23 protein-coding genes and 1 tRNA gene are annotated in these 24,445 nt (G+C 63.9%); 7 read left to right on the top strand and 17 right to left on the bottom strand.

Going from position 1 to position 24,445, the window contains the following annotated elements; translation table 11 throughout:
- Positions 1 to 71 precede the first annotated feature (71 nt).
- The 10 genes from parC to rpoZ all read right to left on the bottom strand — a co-directional run bounded on the left by parC (position 72) and on the right by rpoZ (position 10,562).
- On the bottom strand, positions 72 to 2,327 hold the full coding sequence (gene parC, locus I6F38_RS02205; protein WP_225158906.1) for a DNA topoisomerase IV subunit A: 2,256 nt from the start codon (positions 2,325 to 2,327) through the stop codon (positions 72 to 74).
- Between the two features lie 72 nt (positions 2,328 to 2,399).
- Positions 2,400 to 3,149 (bottom strand): DNA repair protein RecO, encoded by a 750-nt coding sequence (gene recO, locus I6F38_RS02200; RefSeq protein WP_225158905.1) that lies wholly within the window; start codon positions 3,147 to 3,149, stop codon positions 2,400 to 2,402.
- Positions 3,150 to 3,205: 56 nt separating this feature from the next.
- Positions 3,206 to 3,586, bottom strand: coding sequence for a hypothetical protein (locus I6F38_RS02195; protein ID WP_225158904.1), 381 nt, complete (start codon positions 3,584 to 3,586; stop codon positions 3,206 to 3,208).
- Positions 3,587 to 3,600: 14 nt separating this feature from the next.
- Positions 3,601 to 4,524 carry a GTPase Era gene (gene era, locus I6F38_RS02190; protein WP_057020751.1) on the bottom strand — a complete coding sequence of 308 codons (924 nt, stop codon included), beginning with the start codon at positions 4,522 to 4,524 and terminating at the stop codon, positions 3,601 to 3,603.
- Positions 4,517 to 5,338: a ribonuclease III gene (gene rnc, locus I6F38_RS02185; protein WP_225158903.1), complete on the bottom strand. Its 822-nt coding sequence runs from the start codon at positions 5,336 to 5,338 to the stop codon at positions 4,517 to 4,519. Before rnc ends, era begins: the two co-directional genes overlap by 8 nt.
- Complete coding sequence (gene lepB / locus I6F38_RS02180) at positions 5,335 to 6,096, bottom strand: signal peptidase I (RefSeq protein ID WP_028333840.1); 762 nt, start codon at positions 6,094 to 6,096, stop codon at positions 5,335 to 5,337. The genes rnc and lepB overlap by 4 nt, the downstream gene beginning before the upstream one ends.
- A 283-nt stretch (positions 6,097 to 6,379) precedes the next feature.
- Positions 6,380 to 6,796, bottom strand: a complete 417-nt coding sequence (gene acpS, locus I6F38_RS02175; protein ID WP_021078359.1) for a holo-ACP synthase — start codon at positions 6,794 to 6,796, stop codon at positions 6,380 to 6,382.
- Complete coding sequence (locus I6F38_RS02170; RefSeq protein WP_225158902.1) at positions 6,793 to 7,566, bottom strand: pyridoxine 5'-phosphate synthase; 774 nt, start codon at positions 7,564 to 7,566, stop codon at positions 6,793 to 6,795. Before I6F38_RS02170 ends, acpS begins: the two co-directional genes overlap by 4 nt.
- A 101-nt stretch (positions 7,567 to 7,667) precedes the next feature.
- Positions 7,668 to 9,959: a bifunctional (p)ppGpp synthetase/guanosine-3',5'-bis(diphosphate) 3'-pyrophosphohydrolase gene (locus I6F38_RS02165; protein ID WP_057020754.1), complete on the bottom strand. Its 2,292-nt coding sequence runs from the start codon at positions 9,957 to 9,959 to the stop codon at positions 7,668 to 7,670.
- Positions 9,960 to 10,169: 210 nt separating this feature from the next.
- The gene (rpoZ, locus tag I6F38_RS02160) at positions 10,170 to 10,562 is read right to left on the bottom strand and encodes a DNA-directed RNA polymerase subunit omega (protein ID WP_016844003.1); all 393 of its coding nucleotides are present in this window, start codon (positions 10,560 to 10,562) and stop codon (positions 10,170 to 10,172) included.
- A 361-nt stretch (positions 10,563 to 10,923) separates the two neighbouring features.
- Between rpoZ and I6F38_RS02155 the strand changes: the two genes are divergently transcribed.
- Both I6F38_RS02155 and I6F38_RS02150 read left to right on the top strand, forming a co-directional pair.
- Positions 10,924 to 11,556: an NYN domain-containing protein gene (locus I6F38_RS02155; RefSeq protein WP_016844002.1), complete on the top strand. Its 633-nt coding sequence runs from the start codon at positions 10,924 to 10,926 to the stop codon at positions 11,554 to 11,556.
- Positions 11,537 to 12,196, top strand: coding sequence for a uracil-DNA glycosylase (locus I6F38_RS02150; protein ID WP_225158901.1), 660 nt, complete (start codon positions 11,537 to 11,539; stop codon positions 12,194 to 12,196). Before I6F38_RS02155 ends, I6F38_RS02150 begins: the two co-directional genes overlap by 20 nt.
- Before the next feature lie 207 nt (positions 12,197 to 12,403).
- Here the strand turns inward: I6F38_RS02150 and I6F38_RS02145 are convergent, their stop codons facing one another.
- Genes I6F38_RS02145 through dapA form a run of 4 tightly spaced genes read right to left on the bottom strand, consistent with a single transcriptional unit; the run spans position 12,404 to position 14,876 of the window.
- Complete coding sequence (locus I6F38_RS02145) at positions 12,404 to 12,985, bottom strand: peroxiredoxin (RefSeq protein WP_225158900.1); 582 nt, start codon at positions 12,983 to 12,985, stop codon at positions 12,404 to 12,406.
- 49 nt (positions 12,986 to 13,034) lie between these two features.
- Entirely contained in the window at positions 13,035 to 13,508 is a 474-nt protein-coding gene (gene smpB, locus I6F38_RS02140) for an SsrA-binding protein SmpB (RefSeq protein WP_076834415.1), read from the bottom strand.
- Between the two features lies 1 nt (position 13,509).
- Positions 13,510 to 13,926, bottom strand: coding sequence for a large conductance mechanosensitive channel protein MscL (gene mscL, locus I6F38_RS02135; RefSeq protein ID WP_057020874.1), 417 nt, complete (start codon positions 13,924 to 13,926; stop codon positions 13,510 to 13,512).
- Between the two features lie 59 nt (positions 13,927 to 13,985).
- The gene (gene dapA / locus I6F38_RS02130) at positions 13,986 to 14,876 is read right to left on the bottom strand and encodes a 4-hydroxy-tetrahydrodipicolinate synthase (protein WP_225158899.1); all 891 of its coding nucleotides are present in this window, start codon (positions 14,874 to 14,876) and stop codon (positions 13,986 to 13,988) included.
- Between the two features lie 409 nt (positions 14,877 to 15,285).
- Between dapA and I6F38_RS02125 the strand changes: the two genes are divergently transcribed.
- Both I6F38_RS02125 and I6F38_RS02120 read left to right on the top strand, forming a co-directional pair.
- Positions 15,286 to 17,679, top strand: a complete 2,394-nt coding sequence (locus I6F38_RS02125) for a transglycosylase SLT domain-containing protein (RefSeq protein ID WP_225159046.1) — start codon at positions 15,286 to 15,288, stop codon at positions 17,677 to 17,679.
- A gap of 239 nt (positions 17,680 to 17,918) precedes the next feature.
- Positions 17,919 to 18,012, top strand: a tRNA-Ser gene (locus I6F38_RS02120).
- Between the two features lie 241 nt (positions 18,013 to 18,253).
- On the opposite strand, the gene I6F38_RS02115 is transcribed toward I6F38_RS02120, so the two are convergent.
- The gene (locus tag I6F38_RS02115) at positions 18,254 to 18,562 is read right to left on the bottom strand and encodes a hypothetical protein (RefSeq protein WP_157340985.1); all 309 of its coding nucleotides are present in this window, start codon (positions 18,560 to 18,562) and stop codon (positions 18,254 to 18,256) included.
- A gap of 1,389 nt (positions 18,563 to 19,951) precedes the next feature.
- Between I6F38_RS02115 and I6F38_RS02110 the strand changes: the two genes are divergently transcribed.
- Positions 19,952 to 20,518 carry a hypothetical protein gene (locus I6F38_RS02110; protein WP_225158898.1) on the top strand — a complete coding sequence of 189 codons (567 nt, stop codon included), beginning with the start codon at positions 19,952 to 19,954 and terminating at the stop codon, positions 20,516 to 20,518.
- A gap of 163 nt (positions 20,519 to 20,681) precedes the next feature.
- Positions 20,682 to 20,963, top strand: a complete 282-nt coding sequence (locus I6F38_RS02105) for a hypothetical protein (RefSeq protein WP_141341851.1) — start codon at positions 20,682 to 20,684, stop codon at positions 20,961 to 20,963.
- Positions 20,964 to 21,385: 422 nt separating this feature from the next.
- Here the strand turns inward: I6F38_RS02105 and I6F38_RS02100 are convergent, their stop codons facing one another.
- The gene (locus tag I6F38_RS02100) at positions 21,386 to 22,294 is read right to left on the bottom strand and encodes a DMT family transporter (RefSeq protein WP_225158897.1); all 909 of its coding nucleotides are present in this window, start codon (positions 22,292 to 22,294) and stop codon (positions 21,386 to 21,388) included.
- A gap of 114 nt (positions 22,295 to 22,408) precedes the next feature.
- Between I6F38_RS02100 and I6F38_RS02095 the strand changes: the two genes are divergently transcribed.
- Positions 22,409 to 23,179, top strand: coding sequence for a helix-turn-helix transcriptional regulator (locus I6F38_RS02095; RefSeq protein ID WP_225158896.1), 771 nt, complete (start codon positions 22,409 to 22,411; stop codon positions 23,177 to 23,179).
- 214 nt (positions 23,180 to 23,393) lie between these two features.
- On the opposite strand, the gene gcvA is transcribed toward I6F38_RS02095, so the two are convergent.
- Complete coding sequence (gcvA, locus tag I6F38_RS02090) at positions 23,394 to 24,293, bottom strand: transcriptional regulator GcvA (protein WP_225158895.1); 900 nt, start codon at positions 24,291 to 24,293, stop codon at positions 23,394 to 23,396.
- Positions 24,294 to 24,445: the final 152 nt, after the last annotated feature.

The following is a 24,445-nucleotide window of genomic DNA, read 5'->3' as shown; positions in this document are numbered from 1 at the left end:
CAATCCGGGATCGTTGCCAAACGCGAAAGCGGCCCCGGATTTCGCTTCGCTTCATCCGGGCTACAACACCGCTACTCCACGCCGCGATTGAACTTGTTCGACTTCGGCAGGCCGTGGGCGAGCCGGCCGGCGTCGGCGCGGTTGCCGCGCCAGTCGGCCAGTTCCTTCATGGTCATGCTGTGCTCGCGGCCGGCGGAATCCTTCCAGGTCAGGCCGGCCTTGGCATCGAACACCGCAACGTCAGACAGCGACGCACTGGTGTATTTCTGGAGGCGCACGCCGCGGCCGCGCGCCATCTCCGGCACCTGGTCGAGACCGAACAGCACCATCTTGTGGTTGGTGCCGATCACCGCGACGGTGTCGCCGTTCACGGTCGTGATCGCGCGGGCCTCGTTCGGCATTTCGACGTTGAGCACCTGCTTGCCCTTGCGGGTGTTGCCGACGCAGTCCTCTTCCTTGACGATGAAGCCCTGCCCTTCGCTGCTCGCGATCAGGAACTTGCGCTCGCCCTTGTTGACGAACAGCGAGATGATCGCGGCGTCCTGCTCGAGGTCGATGAACATGCGGATTGGTTCGCCATGGCCGCGGCCGCCCGGCAGTTTTGCCACGTCGAGCGAGTAGAACTTGCCGTTGGTCGCGAACAGCAACAGCTTCGAGGTGGTCTCGGCGAAGAACGAGTGCTCGAGCTTGTCGTCGGTCTTGAAGGCAAGCCCCGAGAGATCCTCGACATGGCCCTTCAGCGTCCGCACCCAGCCCTTCTCTGAGATCACGACGGTGCAGGGCTCGCGCTCGACCAGCGCTTCCTCGATCGCGGCGAGGTCATGCTCGGGCGCATCGGCGAAGGTGGTGCGGCGCTTGCCGAGCGGCGTCTTGGGCCCGAAGATGTCGCGGACCTTGCGCACCTGATCGCTGACCTTGGCCCACTGCTCCGTCTCGGAAGCGAGTAGGCCCTCGATGCCCTTCAGCTCCTTGCGAAGATCCTTGTCCTCGGTGCGGATCTCCATCTCCTCCAGCCGGCGCAGATTGCGCAGGCGCATGTTGAGGATGGCATCGGCCTGGATCTCTGTGAGCTTGAAGGTCTTCATCAAGACCGGCTTCGGCTCGTCCTCGGTCCGGATGATCTTGATCACCTTGTCGAGGTTCAGATAGGCGACGAGATGGCCGCCCAGCACTTCCAGGCGGTGCTCGATCTGGGTCTTGCGGAATTTGGTCCGGCGGACCAGCACGTCGCGCAGATGGTCGAGCCATTCGCGCAGGCACTCGGCAAGGCCGACCACCTTGGGGATGCGGCCCTTGATCAGCACGTTGAGGTTCAGCGAGATCTTGCTTTCCAGCTCGGTCAGCCGGAACAGCGACTCCATCATCAGCGCCGGATCGACGGTGCGCGATTTCGGCTCGATCACGAGCCGGACGTCCTCGGCCGACTCGTCGCGGACGTCGGCGACCAGCGGCAGCTTCTTCTCGTTGATGAGCTCGGCGATCTTCTCGACGATCCGCGACTTCTGCACCAGCCACGGGATCTCGGTGACGACGACCACCCAGGTGCCGCGGGCGCCCTCCTCCTGGATCCAGCGCGAACGGGTGCGGAACGAGCCGCGCCCCGTGGTGTAGGCCTCGACGATCGCTTCCTTGGAATCGACCACGATGCCGCCGGTCGGGAAGTCCGGGCCCTTGACCCATTTCAGCAGCGCCTTCGACTTGGCGTCGGGCTTCTCGATCAGATGCAGCGCGGCGTCGCAGAGCTCGGCGGCGTTGTGCGGCGGGATCGAGGTCGCCATGCCGACCGCGATGCCCTGCGCGCCGTTGGCGAGCAGGTTCGGGAAGCCGCCCGGCAGCACGACAGGCTCTTTCGACTGGCCGTCGTAGTTGAGACGAAACTCGACGCCGTCCTCGTCGATGCCTTCGAGCAAGAGGCGCGCGACCTCGGTCATGCGCGCTTCGGTGTAGCGGTAGGCGGCCGGGTTGTCGCCGTCGATATTGCCGAAATTGCCCTGGCCGTCGACCAGCGGATAGCGCGAGGAGAAATCCTGCGCCAGGCGCACCATGGCGTCATAGATCGCCTGGTCACCGTGCGGATGGAACGAGCCCATCACGTCGCCGACGATCTTGGCCGACTTCTTGAATGCGGCGCGCGGGTCGAGCCCGAGCAGGTCCATGCCGTAGAGGATGCGCCGGTGCACCGGCTTCAGCCCGTCGCGGGCGTCCGGCAGCGCGCGGTGCATGATGGTCGAGAGCGCATAGGCGAGATAGCGCTCCTCGAGCGCATCACGCAGCGGCACCTCGTGAATTTCGGCCGGCTCTTCCGGCGGAATCTGTCGTTTTCCCATGGGGAGGCGTTAAACCTTGGCGGTGAATCGGGCAAGCCGCGAATCAGCGGGAATTTAAGGCCCGAATCGGCCTTACGGAACCGCGCTCCGGCCCCGTCGCCTCGTCACGGCGTTGATAAATCCGTCGCGGGCGTCGGAATGGCCCTGGCCGCGGGGCTCCAGCACGTGGCGGAGCAAGAACAGGCCGGTGATCTGGAAGCCGTCGAGCAGGTCCTGGTCCGACCAGCTGTTGGCGCCGCCCTCGCCTTCGCGCAGGAACGCCGGCAGCGGCAACAGCCGGTCGCGCCATGGCTCGCCGGCCGCGCGCGACACGGCGCCGCCGGATTTCGGAGACACATAGATCAGGTCCGACGTCTCCCCGGTGGCCGCGCAGTTTTCCAGGTCGAGCCCGAAGCCGAGCTCGGTCAGCATCGCGAGCTCGAACCGGATCAGGTGCACGGCGGCAACGCCTGCGTCCTCGAAATCGTCGAGCGTCCCCTGCAGCATCTCGTAGATGTCCTCATGCGGATCGCGCTCGGGCAGCAGCCGGGCCAGCGCCGCCAGATGCGTGACACCATAGACCGCATGCGACGAGCCGAGCAGCGTCGCCGCGCGCAGCCGCGTGCCTTCCAGCGCATACATGCCGAGATGCTCGTCGAGCCGCGCCCGCCACACCGCGGTGACGCTGTTGCCGGGCTGCAGCAGCGGCCGCATCCGCGAGCTGGCGCCGCCGCGCACCAGGCCGAGATGGCGGCCGTGCTCGCGCGTCAACAGCTCGACGATGGCGGAGGATTCGCCATGCCGCCGCACGCCCAGCACGATGCCTTCGTCGGTCCATTCCATGCGCGGAGTCTAGCAGGATTCCGCGGATGAACGCAGCTTTCCGCACGCGTCATTCGCTACGCGTTGAACCAGCCCCGCGCGTCACCGGTGAAGGAATAATACAGCCCGGCCGTGGTCAGGATGCACGACACCACCTCGATGGCGCTGTCGATCTCCATGCCCCTTGCGCCGATGACCTGCAGCAGGGACATCACCGACAAGACGAGCACTGCGAGCAGCGCCCAGCGCGGCCAGTTCTTGCGGTGCTGCGCGGCAAGCCGGACGAAATACATCAGGAGCAGGATCATGCAGCCGGCCGTCAGGGTCTCACCCATGATCACCTGCTCGGTCTTCAGGACGGTCGGCGTGCGGTCCTGGAACGCCACCGACAGCGCATCCAGCGTCAGCGACATATAGAGCAGAACCTCAAACCACAGCACATTTCTGGGCACGTTCATGCAAGCGTCGACTCTTATTCCTTGGGGAATTCCAGTCCCATTTCCTTGTAGCGGTCGGGATCGTCACCCCAGTTCTCGCGCACCTTGACGAACAGGAACAGATGCACGGGGACGCCCATGATCTCGGCGATCTCGGCACGCGCCTGCGCGCCGATCGACTTGATGGTGGCGCCGCCCTTGCCGAGCACGATCTTGCGCTGGCTCTCGCGCTCGACAAAAATCGTCTGCTCGATGCGGATCGACTTGTCCTTGCGGTCGGTCCAGCTGTCGGTCTCGACCGTCGACTGGTACGGCAGTTCCTGATGCAGATGGCTGTAGATCTTCTCGCGCGTGATCTCGGCCGCCAGATGCCGCATCGGCGCATCCGACATCTGGTCCTCGGGATAGAGGAACGGCCCTGCGGGCACCAGCTTGGCCAGCGTCTGGCGCAAATCCGCAACGCCGTCGCCGGACAGCGCCGAAATCATGAAGGTGTGCTCGAAGCGCATCCGCTCGTTGGCGGCCTGCGCCAGCGCCAGCAGCTTCTCGCGCTGAACGAGATCGACCTTGTTGAGCACCAGGATCTTCGGATGGGCGACGGTTTCGAGCTTGGTCAGGATCGCGTTGGCCTCTTCGTCGAGGCCCGACTTCGCATCGAGCAGCACGCAGACGAGATCGGCGTCGTGCGCGCCGCTCCAGGCGGTCGATACCATGGCGCGATCCAGCCGGCGCCGCGGCGCGAAGATGCCGGGCGTGTCGACAAGGATGATCTGCGCGTTGCCTTCGATCACGATGCCGCGGATCAGCGCGCGCGTGGTCTGCACCTTGCGCGAGACGATCGTGACCTTGGAGCCCACCAGCGCGTTGACCAGCGTCGACTTGCCGACATTGGGCGCACCGATCAGCGCGACGAAGCCACAGCGCGTCGCGTCCCCTTGCCCTTTGGCCTCGTCAGTCATTGGTGCCGACGCCTTCGCGCTCGATCATCGCGGATGCCGCCGCCTTCTCGGCCGCGCGCTTGTTGCCGCCGAGGCCCTCGGCGGAGGCCAGGCCCGGCAGGTCGACCGCAACGCGGAATTGTGGATCGTGATGCGGGCCGGTGCGTTCGACCTCGCGATAGACCGGCGTCGGCAGCCCCTTGCCCTGTGCCCATTCCTGCAACACGGTCTTGGGATCGCGCAGCGGCCGGCGCAGCTTGTGCATCCGTTCGGTCCAGTTGCGCTCGACGAACTGGCGTGCGGCATCATAGCCGCCGTCGAGAAAGATCGCCCCGATCACCGCTTCGCAGATATCGCCGAGCACGGACTTGCGCAGCCGGGCGCCCTCGACCGCCTTCACCATGCCGAGCTTGATGTCCTCGAGCAGCCCGAGCGCCTTGGCGACGTCGGCGCAGCTCTCCTTGCGCACGAGGTCGGCGAGCCGCTTCGACAATTCGCCCTCGTCGGCCTTGGGGAACGACCGGAACAGCATGTCCGATACGATCAGCCCGAGCACGTGGTCGCCGAGGAACTCCAGCCGCTGGTAGCTGTCGGCGCGGTTGCGGGTGGCGGGCTTCAGCGCGGACACGTGGGTGAACGCAGTGGTCAGCAGCGCGGGATCCTGGAACGTGTACCCGATCCGCGCCTCGGTGCCCGCGATCGCGGCCTTCTCCTCAGCGGCCTTGACCGCCTTGCTGCGCCGCTTCTTCGGCGCGGCTGTGCTGTCGGCGGCAGGCGTCTGGCTCGGCTCGCCGGTCGGCGCAGGATCGTTGATGGATGCGGTATCGTCGTTCATCGCACGATAGAGAATAGGCGATTCCACCGCACGGCAAGCGGCCAGCGCCAGATCATCCAGGCCTGCTCGCCCTCGGCGATCGAGAAGAAGATCATCTGGGCTCGCCCGATGATGTTCTCGAACGGCACGTAGCCGACCTGCGACAGGAAGCGGCTGTCGGTGGAGTTGTCGCGGTTGTCGCCCATCATGAAGAAATGCCCGGGCGGAACGGTGTAGACGATGGTGTTGTCCATGTAGCTGTTGTCGGTGCAGTCGAGCGTTTCATAGCTGACGCCGTTCGGCAGCGTCTCCTTCCAGCGCTTGACGCGGGCGGTCGCATCCGCCGAGCCGCAGGGATCCTCGCCGACGAAGTCGCTCAGCCGCTCCCGCTTGATCGGCTCATCGTTGATGTAGAGCAGCCCGCTCTTGACCTCGATGCGGTCGCCGGGCAGCCCGATGACGCGCTTGATGTAGTCGGTGGAGTCATCCCGCGGCAGCCGAAACACCACGATGTCACCGCGGTTCGGCTCCGAACCGAAGATGCGGCCCGAGAAAATGTTCGGCGAGAACGGGATCGAATAGTGGCTGTAGCCATAGGAATATTTCGAGACGAACAGGTAGTCGCCGACCAGGAGCGTCGCCTTCATCGACCCGGAGGGGATGTTGAACGGCTGGAACAGGAAGGTGCGGATGACGAGCGCGATCAGAAGAGCATGGATGACGACGCGGATGGTCTCGCCCAAGCCGCTTTCAGATTTGGTCCCGGTGGTCACGCTCATTGCTTTCCCAATTCCCGTGGACTGATGTCCACGCGGTGGCAGAACGTTCTCTTCGCGCGAAGCGTTCGGCCTTCGCGTGAGGAAAATGGCCTTGATTCTGATCTTGAGGGCAAATTCCGGCCTAAACCCGGAATCAGCGTCTCGCTCGATATAACCCTGCGGCGTTTTAGACGGTTGTTCGCAGGGGCGCAATCAATCGCCGCCTCAAAACTTCGCAATTCATTGAAATATCAATGATTTTTTAGTTTGCTGAAGTTTTCCGGCAGAATCCGGCACCGCGGGATCATCTGGCGGGGGCAACCGCCGAAATTATGACGAAGGCCTGGGCCAACGGCCAATCGTCGGTGATCGAAAGGTCGATCTGCGCCTGCATGCCCTCGGGCGTCAGTTCCTGCAGCCGGGCCAGCGCCCCGCCGGTCAGCCGCATCGACGGCCGCCCGCCCGGCAGGTTCACGACGCCCATGTCCTTCCACCACACCCCGCGCCGGATACCGGTGCCGAGCGCCTTGGAGCAAGCTTCCTTGGCGGCAAAGCGCTTGGCGTAGGTTGCGACCACCATCTTCTCGTTGTTGGCGCGGCGCATCGCCTTGGCGCGCTCGGCGTCGGTGAAGATGCGATCGAGGAATCGCTCGCCATGGCGCTCGATCACCTTGGCCACCCGGGTGATGTCGATCAGGTCGGAGCCGATGCCGATGATCATGCGCTGACGCCACCCTGCGCCCTGGCGCGGCCGCGGTCCATCGCCGCACGCATCTCACGCACCGTCCCGGCGATGCCGACGAACAGTGCCTCGCCCATCATGAAATAACCGATGTTCAACTCCCGGATTTCGGGCAGCGCGGAAATCGTCTCCGCGGTGTCATAGTCGAGCCCGTGGCCGGCATGGACCTCGAGCCCGGCCGCCTGCGCGAGCCTGGCGCCGGCGACGATGCGCTTCCATTCGGCCTCCGCCTTGTCCTTGTGACCGTCGACCACGGCGTCGCACCAGCCGCCGGTGTGGATCTCGATCACGGGCGCCTTCAGCTTCGCGGCCATCTCGATCTGCCTGGGATCGGCGGCAATGAACAGCGAGACGCGGATGCCGGCGTCACCCAGCCGCGCGATGAACGGCGCCAGCGCGTTGTGCTGGCCGACGACGTCGAGGCCGCCTTCGGTGGTGAGCTCCTGGCGCCGTTCCGGCACCAGGCAAACCGCGTGCGGCTTGGTGGCGAGCGAGATCCGCAACATGTCATCGGTCGCCGCCATCTCGAAATTCAACGGCTTGGAGATCTCGGCCTTGAGCCGCGCCATGTCCTCATCGCGGATGTGGCGGCGATCCTCGCGCAAATGCGCGGTGATGCCGTCGGCGCCGGCCGCGATCGCGGCAAGCGCCAGCCGCACCGGATCGGGCCGCGCTCCGGCCCGGGCGTTGCGCAGAGTGGCGACGTGATCAACATTGATACCGAGACGCAGCGGCGGAGTTTTGGACATCTCTTTGACCTGCAATCTAGCCCGTCATGCGCGGGCTTGACCCGCGCATCCATCCTTTTGGAAAGATGGGTTGCCGGGTCAAGCCCGGCAACGACGAGACGTTACCCATTGACGCGCTCGACCCGAGCGACGACGGCCTTGGCGCGCAACTGGGCGATGATAGCGCTGAGATGCTTGAGGTCATAGACCTCAAGATCGATGGTCAGCTCCGTGAAATCAGGCGATTGGCGCGACATGTGGATGTTGTCGATATTGCCGTCGTGCTCGGCGATCACGGTCGCGATCTGGGCGAGGCTGCCGGGCTCGTTGACATTATGGACCAGGATGCGGGCCGGGAAACGCTGCGGCATGGTCTCGTCGATATCCCAGCGCACGTCGAGCCAGCGCTCCGGCTCCTCTTCGAAATCCTTCAGCGCCGGCGACTGGATCGGATAGATCGTGATCCCCTCGCCCGGCGTGACGATGCCGACGATCCGATCGCCCGGCACCGCACCGCCGTTCGGCGCGAACTTCACCGGCAGGTCGGAATTGATGCCGCGCACCGGGATCACCGAGGTGGCGCGCGCCGGATGCGGAGGGTTCTGCGTCTTCAGCTTGGCGGCGAGACCCTTCTTGGCGCCATAGCGCACCAGCCGCTCTTCCTTGTAATCGGGATACATCGCGCGCGCGACGTCGGAGGCCTTGATCTCGCCGCGCCCGACCGAGGCCATCACGTCCTCGATCGAGCCGCGCGCGAGCCGCGGCAACGCGCCCTTCAGCTTGTCGTCGGCGTATTCGATCTTGGCGCGGGCAAACAGGCGGTCGACGATGCGGCGGCCGAGGCCGGCATATTGGTCGCGCACCGCGTCGCGGGTGGCACGGCGGATCGCGGCCCGCGCCTTGCCGGTGCGGGCGAGCGCTTCCCAGGCCGACGGCGGCGCCGACTGCGCCTTCGAGGTCAGCACCTCGACCTCGTCGCCGTTCTGCAGCTCGGAGGACAGCGGCGCGAACTTGCCGTTGATCTTGCAGCCGACCGCGCTGTTGCCGACGCCGGTGTGCACGGCATAGGCGAAATCGATCACGTTGGCGTTGCGCGGCAGCGCGATCAGCTTGCCCTTCGGCGTGAAGCAGAACACCTGGTCGTGGAACAACTCGAGCTTGGTGTGCTCGAGGAATTCTTCCGGATTGGCGCTTTCCGAGAGGATGCCGATGGTGTGGCGCAGCCAGGCGAAGGCGTTGGACTCATGCTTCAGCCGTTCGTGCGGCGAGCCCGCGCCTTCCTTGTAGAAGGCATGCGCGGCGATACCGAACTCGGCGATCTGGTTCATGTCCTCGGTGCGGATCTGCAGCTCGACGCGCTGCTTGCCCGGCCCGATCACCGTGGTGTGGATCGAGCGGTAGTCGTTCTGCTTCGGGGTCGAGATGTAGTCCTTGAAGCGGCCCGGCACCACCGGCCAGGTGGTGTGGACGATGCCGAGCGCGCGGTAGCAGGCGCCGACATCGTCGAGGATGATGCGGAAGCCGTAGATATCGGACAGCTGCTCGAAGCCGACCGACTTGCGCTCCATCTTGGTCCAGATCGAAAACGGCTGCTTGCGGCGGCCGAATACCCGCGCGGTGATGCCGTTCTTCTGCAGGTTCTTGGAGAGCTGGGTTTCGATCTCGCCGATCAAATTGCGGTTGCGCTCGGCCAGCGAGTCGAGCCGCTGCTTGACCACCGCATAGGCCTCTGGATCGAGCACGAAGAACGACAGGTCCTCGAGTTCCTCGCGCATCTCGTGCATACCCATGCGACCGGCCAGCGGCGCATAGATATCCAGCGTCTCCTCGGCGATGCGGCGGCGCGAGGCCGGCGGCACGAATTCCAGCGTGCGCATGTTGTGCAGCCGGTCGGCGAGCTTGATCAGCAGCACGCGGACGTCGTCGGCGATCGCAAGCAGCAGCTTGCGCAAATTCTCGGCCTGCTTGGCCTCGCGCGACACTAGTTCCAGCCGCTTCAGCTTGGTCAGGCCTTCGACCAGCGCGCCGATCTCGTGGCCGAACACATTGTCGATCTCGGCCCGCGTCGCCTCGGTATCCTCGATCGTGTCGTGCAGCAGCGCCGCCACGATCGTGGCGTCGTCGAGCTTGAGGTTGGTGAGGATCGCGGCGACCTCGAGCGGATGCGAGAAATAGGGATCGCCGGAGGCACGGGTCTGCGTGCCGTGCGCCTTCATGGCGTAGACATAGGCGCGGTTGAGCAGGTCTTCGTTGGTGTCAGGGTTGTAGGAGCGGACGCGCTCGACAAGGTCATATTGTCGCATCATTCGCGTCCGCGGCTTGGCCGGCCTCTCCGCCGTGGACGACGTCGGCGCCACCGCGACCGTTTCGGTTGCAGCCTGCATCTGGATGGAACTGCGGCGTCGATACGCCATGAACTCGCTGCCTCTCGCGCGGGACCGGAACGTCCCACCTTTCCTCAATCTAGTGCGCTTTCCAATGAAGCAGCACCCCGCGCGGGCCCTGGAACCATTCAATTTCCCGCGTCCGCATAGGACGCACCGTAACAGCAAAATTGTCAACAAAAGCAAAGGCCCGGAGCAATGTCCGGGCCTTCGGCAAATCTGTTCGAAACGACGGCGAGCTTACTCGTCTTCCTCGGGCTGCTCCTCCGGGGGCGCCAGACCCTCGAGGCCCTTCAGCAGCTCTTCCTCGGTCATCCGCTCGACCGCGACCTCGGTGTCGTCGGCGTCGACGCTGGCACCGGCGGAACCGATCAGCGGCACGGTGTCGGGCTCGGGCTCGTCGACCTCGACGAACTTCTGCAGGGAGTGCACGAGTTCCTCTTTCAGGTCTTCCGGCGAGATCGTCGAATCGGCAATCTCGCGCAGCGAGACGACCGGATTCTTGTCGTTGTCGCGATCAACCGTGAGTTGCGATCCCGACGAGATCATCCGGGCGCGATGCGCGGCCAACAGGACGAGGTCGAAACGATTGTCGACCTTGTCAATGCAATCTTCGACGGTGACGCGAGCCATCTCGAGGCGCTCCGTGGTAAAAGGGACCGAACATGTAGGTTATGAGGGTTAGTTATAGGCCTAGCCCCGGTTTCGCAAGGTAAAATTTGTGATTTGCCTTCCGAACAGGCTCTGATAACCCGGTCTGACGGGGGCCAGAAGGGCCGGAGCGTCTGACGACATGGCCAGGTTGCTGTCCCAGGCGAGTAAATCTCTTCATTGCAATGTCAAGGGTCTAGGCTTTTTGCCCTCGCCTCACCATAATTGCGGTGGTGACTGTCGTGGGGAAAGATTCACAGAACTTTAGGCAGCAACGCCGGAAATTGCGCGCGGTTGATCACCGCCGCGCTAAGAACACTAACAACCACGCGAGAACACTTTGATGTCGTCACCTGTTTCCAACAAGATCGCGCTCTTCATCGACGGAGCGAATCTTTACGCCACCGCAAAGACGCTGGGCTTCGACATCGACTACAAGCGCCTCCTCAAGGAGTTCCAGAGTCGCGGCACCCTGCTCCGTGCGTTCTACTACACGGCGATCATCGAGGATCAGGAGTATTCGTCGATCCGCCCGTTGATCGACTGGCTCGATTACAACGGCTACACCGTCGTCACCAAGGCGACCAAGGAATTCATCGACGCCAGCGGCCGCCGCAAGGTGAAGGGCAACATGGACATCGAGCTCGCCGTCGATGCCATGGAACTCGCCGAGCACATCGATCAGATGATTCTGTTTTCCGGCGATGGCGACTTCCGTTCGCTGGTGGAAGCAGTGCAGCGCCGCGGCGTTCGCGTCACGGTCATCTCCACCATCGCCAGCCAGCCGCCGATGATCGCCGACGAGCTGCGCCGCCAGGCCGACGTCTTCACCGACCTTGTCGAGTTGCAATCCAAGCTTGGCCGTGATCCGTCCGAACGCCCGGCCCCGCGCGAACCGCGTCACCACTCCCCGCAATTCCTGCAGCGCGCGACCACCATGGCCCCACGGGGAGCCGATGACGATTTCGACGAGTAATCTCGTCGCTGCTGCTACGCGCCCCGACAGCAACTGTCAGCTTTGTGTCAGGCTGGCCGACTTCCGCGCGCAGGCGCGCGCACTGCATCCGGACTGGTTCAACTCGCCGGTGGAATCGTTCGGCGATCCGAATGCGCGGTTGTTGATCGTGGGCCTCGCGCCGGGCATGCAGGGCGCCAACCGCACCGGCCGTCCCTTCACCGGCGACTACGCCGGTGATCTGCTCTACGCGACCTTGCTCGAATATGGTTTTGCCAGCGGCGTCTATCAGGCGCGGCCGGACGACGGCCTGAAGCTGGTCGACGCCCGGATCAGCAATGCGGTGCGCTGCGTGCCGCCGCAGAACAAGCCGCTGCCGGCCGAGATCAACACCTGCCGGCAATTCCTCCGCGCCACCATCGCCACGATGCCGAAGCTGCGCGCGATCGTGCTGCTCGGACGAATCGCCCACGAATCGACTCTCAAGGCATTGGATGTTCGCTTGGCGGCCGCGCCCTTTGTGCACGGTGCCGTGCATAGCGCGGGCAAATTCAAGCTCTACGACAGCTACCATTGCTCGCGCTACAACACGAACACCGGCGTGTTGACGACCGATATGTTCCGCAAGGTGTTCGCGACCGTGCGCAAGGAGCTCGGCTAGCGCCCCTTCCGGTATCCGCTTAGCGAACCGCTATCCAAAGTCTGCAAATGCTACAGGACGCTCGCGCGACTTCGGAATAATAGAAAATATCCCTGAGTTGCCCGACGTGTCAAGTTGCCTGGGTGAACGCCGGCCGCCGCCGGCTACTTTGCATGGGGTTGTTCTCGATATTTTGGCAGCGCCCCCTGCGACGCCCCTATGACTTCTCTAGTCCGTCGGCGGATTGGCCTTCAGCCATTCCAGCACGTCTCCGGCGTTCCGGTCGGGCGGGAACACCGGATAGAACACGTGGCTGATGCGCGTGTCGTCGATGATCAGCGCGAGCCGCTTGATCAGCGTCAGCCCCGCCACCGACATCGTCGGCAACTTCAGCGTGTGCGTCAGTTCCAGTGCTTCGTCGGACAGCACCGGGAACGGCAGATGCAGCCGCGATGCCATCTCGGTCTGGTACGCATTGCTTTGCGTCGACAGCCCGAACACCTGGGCAGCGCCGGCCGCCTTCAGCTCGGCGAACAGGTCGCGGAACGCGCAGGTCTGCGGCGTGCAGCCGCGGGCGCCCGGGATCATGTCCCAATCGTCGACCAGCCCGATCTTGCCGGGCTCGCCGGTTCGCGGATAGGCAAACACCACGGTGCGGCCCTTGAGCGCCGACAGCGCCACCGCGGTGTCGTCGGTGGCGCGCAGCCTGACCGGCGGGATCGTCATGCCGGTCAGATGCGCCGCACCGCCGTCATCCGTGGGCGCCGGGATCTTGCTCCAGTCGACGTCAGTGAGGCTGCTTTGGCTCATCGGACCCTCTCCATCCGCCGTCATCGCAATGACGCCGTTCCGCACCGTGCTATCCCCGCGCCCGCATCAGGCGGCCCTTCTCGCGGCTCCAGTCGCGCTTCTTCTCGGTCTCGCGCTTGTCGTGCAGCTTCTTGCCCTTGGCGACCGCAAGCAGCAGTTTGGCACGGCCGCGCTCGTTGAAATACAGCTTCAGCGGAATGAGCGTCATGCCCTCGCGGTCGACCGCGCCGAGCAGCTTGTTGATCTGCTTGCGATGCAGCAGCAGCTTCCGCGGCCGCTTCGGCTCGTGGTTGAAGCGGTTGGCCTGCAGATATTCAGGAATATTGGCGTTGATCAGCCAGATCTCGCCGTTCTTGGAATCCGCATAGGATTCCGCGATCGTGCTCTTGCCGTTGCGGATTGATTTCACCTCGGTGCCGGTCAGCGAAATGCCGGCCTCGATCGTGTCCTCGATTGCGTAGTTGAAGCGGGCCTTTCGGTTTTCGGCAACAACCTTGATCGGGCGTTCGTTCTTCTCGGCCACTTTAGCTCTTCTTGAGGAGGTCGCGGATTTCCGTCAGTAGCACGACTTCGTCGGACGGCTTCGGCGGTTCGGCGGGCTTGGCCTCATCCTTGCGTTTGAACTGATTCATGAAGCGGACGACCATGAACAGCACGAAGGCGACGATCAGGAAGTTGAGCGTCAGCGTCAGGAAGCTGCCCCATGCCAGCACCGCGCCCTGCTTCTTGGCGTCGGCGAGGTTGGTCGCGTTCACGGCCTTGGAAAGCCCGGTGAAATAGTTGGAGAAGTCGAGTCCGCCCGTGATCGCGCCGATGATCGGCATGATGATGTCGCCGACCAGCGAGGTGACGATCGCGCCGAAGGCCGCACCGATGATGACGGCGACGGCGAGGTCGACGACATTGCCCTTCATGGCGAATTCGCGGAATTCCTTCAGCATGCCCATCCCCTTCTGCTCGACGTTGCGCACGGCACTGTTCACGGCGGTCGCGGTCCGGCTTAGTTGATCAGGCCGGCGTGGACCATCGCGCTGCGGACCGCCTGGCGGGTCGCTTCGGTGACCGGCACCATCGGCAGGCGCAGCTTCTCGTCCAGCTTGCCGAGCAGGGACATCGCGTACTTCACCGGCGCCGGATTGCTCTCGATGAACAGGTTGGTGTGCAGCGGCATCAGCTTGTCATGGATCTTCAGTGCCGTGGTGACGTCGCCCTTCTGCCAGGCGGTCTGGAACTCCGAGCACAGCCGCGGCGCGACGTTCGAGGTCACGGAGATGCAGCCATGGCCGCCATGGGCCATGTAGCCGATGATGGTGGCGTCCTCGCCGGAGAGCTGGTTGAAATCCTCGCCCATCGCGGCGCGCTGCTGCGAGACCCGCACCATGCTCGCGGTGGCGTCCTTGACGCCGGCGATGTTCTTCAGCTCGAACAGCCGCTTCATGGTGTCGACCGACATGTCGATCACCGAGCGCGGCGGGATGTTGTAGATGATGATCGGGATGCCGATCGCATCGTTGATCGCCTTGAAGTGCTGGTACATGCCTTCCTGGGTCGGCTTGTTGTAGTACGGCGTCACGACCAGCACCGCGGTGGCGCCGGCCTTCTCGGCGTGCTCGGCGAGCTCGATCGCCTCCTTGGTCGAATTCGAGCCGGCGCCGGCGATCACGGGCACCCGCCCCTTGGCCTCCTCGATGCACCACTCGACCACCCGCTTGTGCTCGTCATGGCTCAGCGTCGGGCTCTCGCCTGTGGTGCCGACCGGCACCAGGCCGTGGGTGCCCTCGGCGATCTGCCAGTTCACAAGGCCGCGGAAGGCGACTTCGTCCACCGAGCCGTTTTTGAAGGGCGTCACCAAGGCAGTGAATGATCCCCGGAATTTTGTCTTGGCTGCCATGGACTTCCTCCAAACGCTTCAGGCTAAAGGCTAGGTCGACGGACCTTTGTTGTTGGCGTGCTTCACGTCCGTGCGACCGGCACCCGGTTGATGCGAAACGCCATGAAAGGCAATTCATATCGGGTCTGGCCGACAGGCGAAAGGGCCGTACCGTACCTATTCCCAACGGTAATCTGCGGCGCGCGAAATCGTTTCCAGCCGCGATTTTGCCGTTGTGCTGGCGCAAACAGCCGCACCGGCAGGCTTCTTAGTATTTTGTGTACGTTTTCAATCAAATAAGAACCCATGGCCCAAACGACCAGATGATTCGGGGCCGCAGAGGACTTCTGTGATCCGTTCCGTTCGTGCAGGCACATTGCGGTCGACGGCGCTGGCGACGAGCCTGGCGCTCGTTGTTGGCCTTGCCGCCATCACGGCAGATGCCTGGGCCGCCGAGGATGCTCCAACCGCGAAGCCGGCTGCCCAAGACGCGGCTTCCAAGGGCGCCGCCTCCAAGACCACGCCGAAGTCCACGGCTCCGAAGGCGGCGGCTTCAAAGCCAGCGGCAATCAAACCCGGCGCTGCCAAGACTGACGCTGCCAAGACCAGCGCTGAAAAGACTGAAACTCACAAGACCGAGGCTCACAAGACAACGTCGCCCAAGCCCGGTGCGGTCAAGACAGACGGAGCCAAGGCAGCTCCTGCCAAGACCGAAGCTCACAAGGCAACGGCTCCGAAGACAACGGAATCCAAGGGCGCCACGTCAAAGACCACCGCGTCAAAGCCCGCCTCTCCGGTTGCAACCGGAACTGTATCGAACAGGTCGGTGCCCGCGCCCGCACTGGTTCCGGCAACCCGCCAGCATGCCGCGCCGATCGCGCGCAAGCCGGTGCTGCCTGCGGCCGTGGCCGCGACATCCTCGACGTCGCACTCGGACAAGGAAGCGCTTGCAAGCGTCGTCGAGCTGCTGCGCAAGCGCAAGCCGGCGGACGCCACCGAGGCCGAGGCCTCGATCTCAGATCCGGTCGCGCGCAAGCTTGCCGAATGGCTGATCCTGCGCAGCGAGGACAACGGCGCCTCGGTCGAGCGCTACCGCGCCTTCCTCGATGCCAATCCGAGCTGGCCGTCGCAGACCTTCCTGCGTCGCCGCATCGAGGCTTCGCTGTGGGACGACCACCGCGACGACTCCGCGGTCTGGGCCTGGTTCCAGAATGAATCGCCGGTCTCGGCCAAGGGCCGGCTCGCGCTCGCCAAGGTGATGATCGGACGCGGCGACCGCGGCAATGCCGAGCGCCTGGTCCGCGAGGCCTGGCGCAACGACGGAATGAGCGAGGATACCGAAAACACCGCGCTCGAGCTGTTCGGCTCCTTCCTGACTGCCGGCGACCACAAGGCACGCATGGACACCATGCTGTACGGCACCGACAACGAGGCCGCCGGCATGCGCGAAGCCAAGCGCCTTGGCTCCGGCTACGTGGCGCTCGCGAAGGCACGCATCGCCGCCACCCGCAAGGGTTCGAACCTGCGCGCGCTGCTGGAAGCCGTGCCGAGCGAGCTCTCCGGTGACACCGGCTACTTGTTCGCCAAGATTCAGTTGCTCCGCCGCGAGGAGAAATTCTCCGAAGCCGCGCGGCTGATGCTGAGCGCACCGAAGGAAGCTTCCCGCCTCTACAATGTCGACGAATGGTGGATCGAGCGCCGGCTGCTGGCGCGCAAGATGATCGACACCAACGAGTTTCGCACCGCCTATCTGATCGCGCGCGACGCGGCGCTGCCGGCCCGCGACATCTACAAGACCGAGCAGGAATTCACCTCGGGCTGGATCGCGCTGCGCTTCCTCAACGATCCCGCCCTCGCCGCCCAGCATTTCGCGCGGATCGGCGTCGGCAGCGCCAACCCAACCGCGCTGGCGCGTGCCGGCTATTGGCAGGGCCGCGCCGCCGAGGCCGCCGGCCGCGGCCAGGAGGCGCGCGCCGCCTACGGACGCGCTGCCGAGCAGTCCACCAGTTATTACGGCCAGCTCGCGCGCGCCAAGCTCGGCCTGCCGCAGATCGAGCTGAACAGCGCGCCGCGCGGCCGCGGCGCCGAGCGGCTGGAGATCGTGCGTGCGGTGGCGCTGCTCTACGAAATCGACGCGCGCGAGCTCGCGATCCCGATCTTCGGCGACATGGGCGACAATGGCGATCCGGAGGCCCTTGCCGGCCTCGGCGAGCTCACCGCGCGCCACGGCGATGCCCGCGGCATGCTGCTGATGGGCAAGGCCGCGCTCAACCGCGGACTGCCGTTCGACCACTACGCCTATCCGGTGAACGGCATCCCCTCGTTCCGCCAGGTCGGGCCGGAGGTCGAGCAGAGCGTCGTCTACGCGATCGCGCGCCAGGAGAGCGCGTTCAATCCTGCGGTGGTGTCACCGGCCCAGGCCTACGGCCTGATGCAGGTGACGCCGGACGCCGGACGTTACGTCTGCAAGCGCGCCGGCATCGGCTTCGACCTCAACCGGATGAAGACCGATCCGGTCTACAACGCGATGCTCGGCGCCGCCGAGCTCGGCGGCCTGCTCGAGGATTATCGCGGCTCCTACATCCTGACCTTCGCCGCCTACAATGCCGGCCGCGGCAGCGTGCGGAAGTGGATCGAGCGCTATGGCGATCCGCGCGATCCCAAGGTCGACGCGGTCGACTGGGTCGAGCTGATTCCGTTCTCGGAGACGCGGAACTACGTCCAGCGGATCATGGAAAACCTGCAGGTCTATCGCGCCCGGTTCGGCGGCGGCACCAAATTGCAGATCGAGGCCGATTTGCGACGCGGCGCCAGCGTGGAATGAGCCGGCGCAACCGGTTTTCAACAGGCTCGGCGACCGCAGCTTCCAGCCTCGACCAAAAATCCAGCTAATCTATTGTTATATCTTGCATTTTAAGCAACCGCGCGCTCCGATACGAGCCGATCGGCGCGGTTTATAAAGGCTTGGGGACGGCCGGCGGCCGAGCTGCCCTCAAATCACCTTGGCGCAATCTGAATCTGCCGCTTGCGGCTCAGCGCCCTCTCGGGCATATCGGCGCCATTGGAGACGTGGCCGAGTGGCTGAAGGCGGCGGTTTGCTAAACCGTTATAGGCTTGTAAAGGCCTATCGAGGGTTCGAATCCCTCCGTCTCCGCCAGCCAACTATTTGTCCAGGCCGGAGACATGGGTAACAGGTCGTACCTAAGACATGGGTGACAGCCTCGTGCGAGAGCGTGGTCAAATTCATCTCTCAGAATCGAGCCGATTTTCCGAAACTTGAGACGGCGATCAGTTCGACCGTTACTGCAAATATGACCAAGGCTGGATAAAGAAGCGCCGCCGGGACAATGCCATTTCGAGCCCGGCGGCGTACTTTTGGCGTGCTGAACGGCGCTCCCTTAAAGTTCAATCTCGATCGCCATGTTCGCGCGCACAAGGGTGGTCAAGCCCGCTTTCAATCTCTTCGCTTGCCAGGTCTGGAAAGCTGGATCGGCGTTTAGCTTGTCAACCGCCGCGCCATAAGCCGAAAACGTCTCAAAATTTACTGAGAAAACGAAATTGCCGGCTTCACCGACGGCGACAGACCAGAACCTTGGTTTGCCACCATGCTTGCGCCAAAGCCCGGCACTCTCCTTTGCCAATTCCAGTATTCCTGCGAGGTCACCGCCTGGATTCGGCTTGACCACGTACTGCACGACTACTGCCATGCTACCCTCCATTGAAATTACAGGAGGAGCGCATGCGAGGCTGTTTTTCGGTCGTTGGGTTTGATCTAGGTCAAGCAATCCAGCGACGCGGCATGGGTACTTAGCCGCCCCGGCGCGAACCGCGATGGCATAGTGCCTGCACTTTTGACCGTGCTGGGGATTTCAGTGTCCCAGTTCAGGAAGGAAACGCCGCCGGGCGTGTATTTTTGAGACCGGCGGCGTACTTTTTGGGGATTCGACCAGATCCAGTCGGTTGCCCAGCCGGGCAGACGATCCGGAAGCGGCCTATCGAGCAGGCCAGCGACCAACACGGCGAGCGCCGCACCTTTGATGGCGCCCGCGCCTGATGGCGCCTTCGCCGTACTCGACGTCGCTCCATTCGAAATGGAGGACCGCCGAGGCAAATCGCCCGTATTCTCTCCAAAACGGTGTTGGCGTGCGACGCGCCGACTGTGACTTCGAAAGTATTTTCCAGAGCTCTTGTTCGTCCGGTCTTGTCCCCAAGCCACAGAAAAAGCGGCCCTTTACCCTCTCATGAGCGGCGGTCCTAAGAGGGTCGTCGTGGAGGAATGCCGGCATTGGCCCCTGGCCTGGACCGGTTGTCACCTCCGCGTGAATGAAACATCATTCCCGGCGCCGCGAAGCGAGCACGCAACAAACCGCGCCCACTATCCCCGCATTGTTTATTTCACCTGAACATTTCCGGGGTAACGCCATGCAGCAACACAGTGGCATCCACTTCCAGGATACCGACCAGGTTCTGCGTAACGCCCAGCTTCGCCGATCCGCCGACTTAGGTCCCTGGTTACGGCAGCGCTTCTCATCCAAGGCAGGCAGGCTCGTGGTCGCAACTTCGCTGGCTTGCATGGTTGTTGTGCTGGCGATCGCTGCTGCCCCGCGGCCGGTCTCGAGCGCTGCGCTTGGCAGCGAGTGGCAATGTAGCAAGGCTGCGTTTGTCCTGACGACCTGCCGTCAAGCCGACCCTGCCCGTTCATAGCAAGCAGCCGCATTGGGGACGTACGGTAGCGACATCAATTGGCTCTGGTGAAACCATTTGTCCGGCGACTCCGTAACTGGAGCGCCGGCCTATTTCTTCCATTTTGGCACTACGGGCCGGCTGGGGCCGTTCGGTCTTTCCCAGTCACGAACGGCCCCACTTTTAGGCCCATCCATGAACCGCGTCAGCTTTCCCTCGGCTTGGTTATTTGGCATCAAATGATCAAGGCGCCCGCGCGAAGAATCCGTCGGCCGGTCGAGCTCGAGCTGAAGGCGAAGAAATAGATGGATGGCCCAAGTCGCGGTCTCAGGTCAGCGATCTGTTTCGCGCTGGTTCTCGTTCTGCCTGCTGCGCAGACGCCGCCGACGCTGCATTCGCGGGACGAGTGGCGTGTGGTTGACAAGGAATGCCGCGACGTCTTGCCTGCACAGGCAAAGATACGGGCGTGTCTCAACCTGCTGAGCGATCGACGCCTCCCGACCGCTTATCTTGCGTCGATCACCGGCGAAATATCGAGCACCTTCCAAGGCTTGCGAGACTACGGCAACGCCATCAAGTACAAGAAGATCGAAATTGAACGTACCTCGGCGAGGCAACCTTCTTCGTCGGGTGACGCACTTCCTGCGAGTCTCGGTGCGATGTCTCTGCGTTACACGGAGCTCGGGACTCTCCAGGCGCTCAATCGCCAAACCAATTTCGGCAGTCAGTCGGATGAAGCACGTCGAGGCGCCACCGAGGAGCAAAACAGCTACAACCTTGCGCTTCAGTACAACCCAATGAACTACAGGGCATATCGATACCGGGCTGAAATTCGCAGCCAATTCTGCGACAGCGCGTCCGCCGCTCAAGACATGGAAGCAGCGGTCAGGTTTGCCGAACAGGCAGGAGATCAGGACGCCGCGCGAGACTACAAGCGCGTCACGCTAGGTGCTTGCGTTCCGGCGTGGCGGCGAGAATAGTCCGAGCCATCAGACTGTCGCCACCCGGCGGCACACGCCGCGCCGCACCGCCCCGACAGTATTCTTACGGACCCCCAACTGGCAGGGAACTTGCGATGTATCCGTGAGTAGTTCGGCGCCAGCTGTTCTCGGTGTGCCGAACTCAGACATTCGGAGCACGCAAATGAACATGCATCATCGTTTTGAGACAGCTGGCGGACGTAGCGGACGCGAGTCGACGGTCAGCAAGATGCTGTCCGATCTCGTCCTGGCCTGCCGGCAGATCGAAGCCGACATCGCGACCGAAGAAGCGCGCGTGGGAATTTATGACCGATCGGACGCGAGGTACCCGATTTTGGCAAGGTCGCTCAATGAGCGGCACGCCAATCTCAAGGGAACGATTGCCACGCTCGAAAAGCGTGTCGCCGAGAGATCTCAGCACAAGCTGGTGACCGACGCAGCATAGCTCGGTCCTTGACCAACTTCTTGCACGCGGGCAGAGCCATCGACGTAATGAAGCTCAGTGCGGCGGTGACGACGTCAGCCGCTGCCGCGGGTGGATGGATCGAGGTTTCGGTTCTCGCCGGGCGGGATCGGGCCAAAGCCCGGATATACGTACCGGTCCGGAGGCACGACCTGTTCACTTGGACGGATGATGAGGTGCTGTCGCACGCGACGATGATGCGCCGTTGCGGCGCCGGCAACCGAGCTCCACAGTATCACAAGCGGCAACGCCAAGGCCAAGGAAATAGGCAAGCATAGACGCAAGGCAACACGCATCGCGATCACTCCGTTTCACCGAACAGGTGATCGCCGAGCGTAGCGCTGTATTCTGCCTTGGCTTCTCACATGCGATCAAAACAGCGAGATCGGCGATCCGTCACTTCGTTATCGCGCACCGATCGCGGTCTTTAGCGGCCGCGGCAAGGCTTGCGCACAGGCGACACCGAGCAGCGCGAGGCCGCCGCCGATGACGTGGAATGGCCTGACCGGCTCGCCGAGCATCACGATCGCGGCCACAGCGGTCAGCACCGGCAAGAGATTCATGAAGATCGCGCAGCGGTTCGGGCCGAGCTGCGCGACGCCGCGGATCCAGAGGAACGGCAGCACGACCGAGGCGAGCGCGCCGGCATAGACGATCAGCGGCAAAGTCTCGGCGTTGACCTGACGCAGCGGCGCCGACGTCGCGAGGAAGGCGGGAAACATCACGGCCAGCGCGCACAGCGCTTGCATGTAGGTGGATTGCCATCCAGTGATCGGCAGATTCCAGCGTTTCAGCAGCACGCCGTACAGCGCATAGACGATCGCGGCCAGCAGCATCAGCGCGTCGCCCGCATGCACGCCGTTCTGCAATAACGACGACAAGTGGCCGCCGCTGACGAGATAGACGAGGCCCGCAAACGACAGCGGCGCGCCCCAGATCATGCCAAGCGTCGGCGGTTCGCCGAGCAGCGCGGCACTGAGGGCGACCGTCAACAGCGGCGTCAGCGCGGTGAAGACAGCCATGTTGGTCGCGGTGGTGGTTTCGGCCGCCAGATACGACAGGCTCTGGAACAGGCACATCGCAAGGAAGCCGAGGATCGCGAGCGGACCGAGATGCGGCCAGATCGCACGGCGATTGCGCCAGGCGCCGCGCGCCACAAACGGAGACATCAGCAGCACCGCGACCAGCAGGCGATAGAAGGTGATCGCCTGCGGACCGATCGTGTGCGCCGAGAGGCGAGAGACGATGACGTTGCCCGCCCACAGCACGATGGCAACGAAGGGATAGAGAAGTGCGACTTTCTGCTTGAACATGACCCGGCAGCGCGTTGGTGAAGGACACTCCAGCAACTACCTGTCGCCCTAACGTCCGTCTCACGCTAGAGTGACCCCACCTAGCGAGATTGGGACATTCGAGACGAAGACGTGTTGGACGAGCTGATCACACGGCACCTCGACTATCACGCCACGGCGCGGCCGATGGCGGCGATGGAGATCGACTATCCGAGCGGCGCGTCGACCGGCCTGCACGCGCATCCGCGCGGCCAGCTGCTCTATGCGATCGAGGGCGTGATGGTCGTGCGCTGCGCTGAAGGCACCTGGGTGGTGCCGCCCAACCGGGCGGTGTGGCTCGTGGCCGATCTCGCGCACGAGGTCCGGATGTGCGGCGCGGTCAAGATCCGCACCGTGTTCGTGGACGCCGACGCGGCTCCCAATCTGCCGCGGGCCAGCTGCGTGTTCGCGGTCTCGCCGCTGCTGCGCGAATTGTTCGTCGCCGCGATGCGCGTCCCGCTGGACTATGCGCCCGCGACCTCCGACGAGCGCCTGATGCGCGTGCTGCTCGACCAGCTGCGCGAAGTCGATGTGCTGCCGCTGCACCTGCCGATGCCGCGCGACGAAAGGCTCGCGCGGATCTGCGCCGCGCTGGTGGCCCACCCGAACGATGGCTCCACGGCGGAGCAATGGGCGCGCCGGCTGAAGCTGACGTCGAAGACCATCCATCGTCTGTTCGCCCGGGAAACCGGCATGACGTTCGGCGAATGGCGTCAGCAGGCCCGCCTGCTGTTCGCGCTCGAACGCCTCGCGCGCGGCGCCCGCGTGGTCGATGTCGCGCTCGATGCCGGCTATGCCAGCCAGAGCGCCTTCACCGCGATGTTCCGCAAGCATTTTGGCGTGCCGCCAAACGCGTTCTATCGGTAAGCCGTCCACTGCCGCTGTGCTCCCTCTCCCCGTTCTTACGGGGAGAGGGTTGGGGTGAGGGGCTGCATCCGCAAAACAACTTCGAGTTAGACTCGCGGAGATTCCCCCTCACCCGGATCGCATTGCGCTTCGCTCCATGCGATCCGGCCTCTCCCCCCACACGGGGCGAGGTGAAGCAGAGTCCGTTGCTCGACCTGGCATAATCTCGTCGCGTTTAGTGCTCCGCCGCCGACTGAGCCTCCGGTCCCAGGATCCATTCCCTGAACGCCGCGATCTTCGGAAGCGACTGCCGGTTGTCGGGACAGACGAGATAGTACGCGAACTCCTCCAGATGCGCGGTCTCGAGCAGCTGGACCAGTTCACCGCTCGCGATCTCATGTGCCACCATCGCGGCCGGCAGCAGGCCCGCGCCCTGCCCCGTCAGCACGGCCTTCAGCAGAAGGCCGCTGTCATCGAACGAGGGTCCGCGCGGCGTGCGAACCTCCGCGATGCCGTTGGCCTGAAACCACAGGCTCCACCCCTTGCGATCGGCGTCATGCACCTGCGGCCAGCTTGCGAGCTCGCCCGGAGATGCCGGCCGGCCGAGTCGCTCCACCAGCGACGGCGATGCGACCGCCACCATCTCCACGGTGACGACGCGGTCGCTGCGCAGCCCCGGATAACGGCCAAGGCCGTGGCGCACCGCGACGTCAACGCCGCTGCGCGAGAAATCGACCACTGTGTTGCTGGTGACGATCTGCAGATCGATCTCGGGATGCGCGCCCTGGAACGAGGCCATGCGGGGCACCAGCCAGGCCGATGCAAAGAACGGCGTGACGCTCACCGTCAGCGTACCGACATCGACGGATGCCGCGACGCGGCGCGAGGCATCCGCGATCTGGCGAAAGGCGTTGCGGATCGACGGCAGATAGTCGCGGCCGGCGTCGGTGAGATAGATGCCGCGCGGCACCCGCTCGAACAGCTTCACGCCGAGATCGGCTTCGAGCGTCTTGAGCATCTGGCTGACCGCGCCCGGCGTCACGCATAGCTCCTCGGCCGCGAGCTTCACCGAGAGATGGCGAGCGGCGGATTCGAACGCCTTGAGCGCGTTCAGCGGTGGAAGCCTGCTTTCCATGATTTAGATTTTCTAATCTCAATTGCGCAGCAAATCTGGTTTGCCAATTCGTCGTTACGGGCGCCCTATCAGCCTAATCCGATGCTGAAAGCCGCGTCAACGCAGAGAAAGTCGAACCATGGAACTTAGATTTTCTAACCTTCCTTGCCGCT

This window comes from Bradyrhizobium sp. BRP56, assembly GCF_020194035.1.
Classification (GTDB): Bacteria; Pseudomonadota; Alphaproteobacteria; order Rhizobiales; family Xanthobacteraceae; genus Bradyrhizobium; species Bradyrhizobium australafricanum.
The sequence above is the reverse complement of the archived record's forward strand: the minus strand, read 5'-3'. Positions and strand labels throughout refer to the sequence as shown.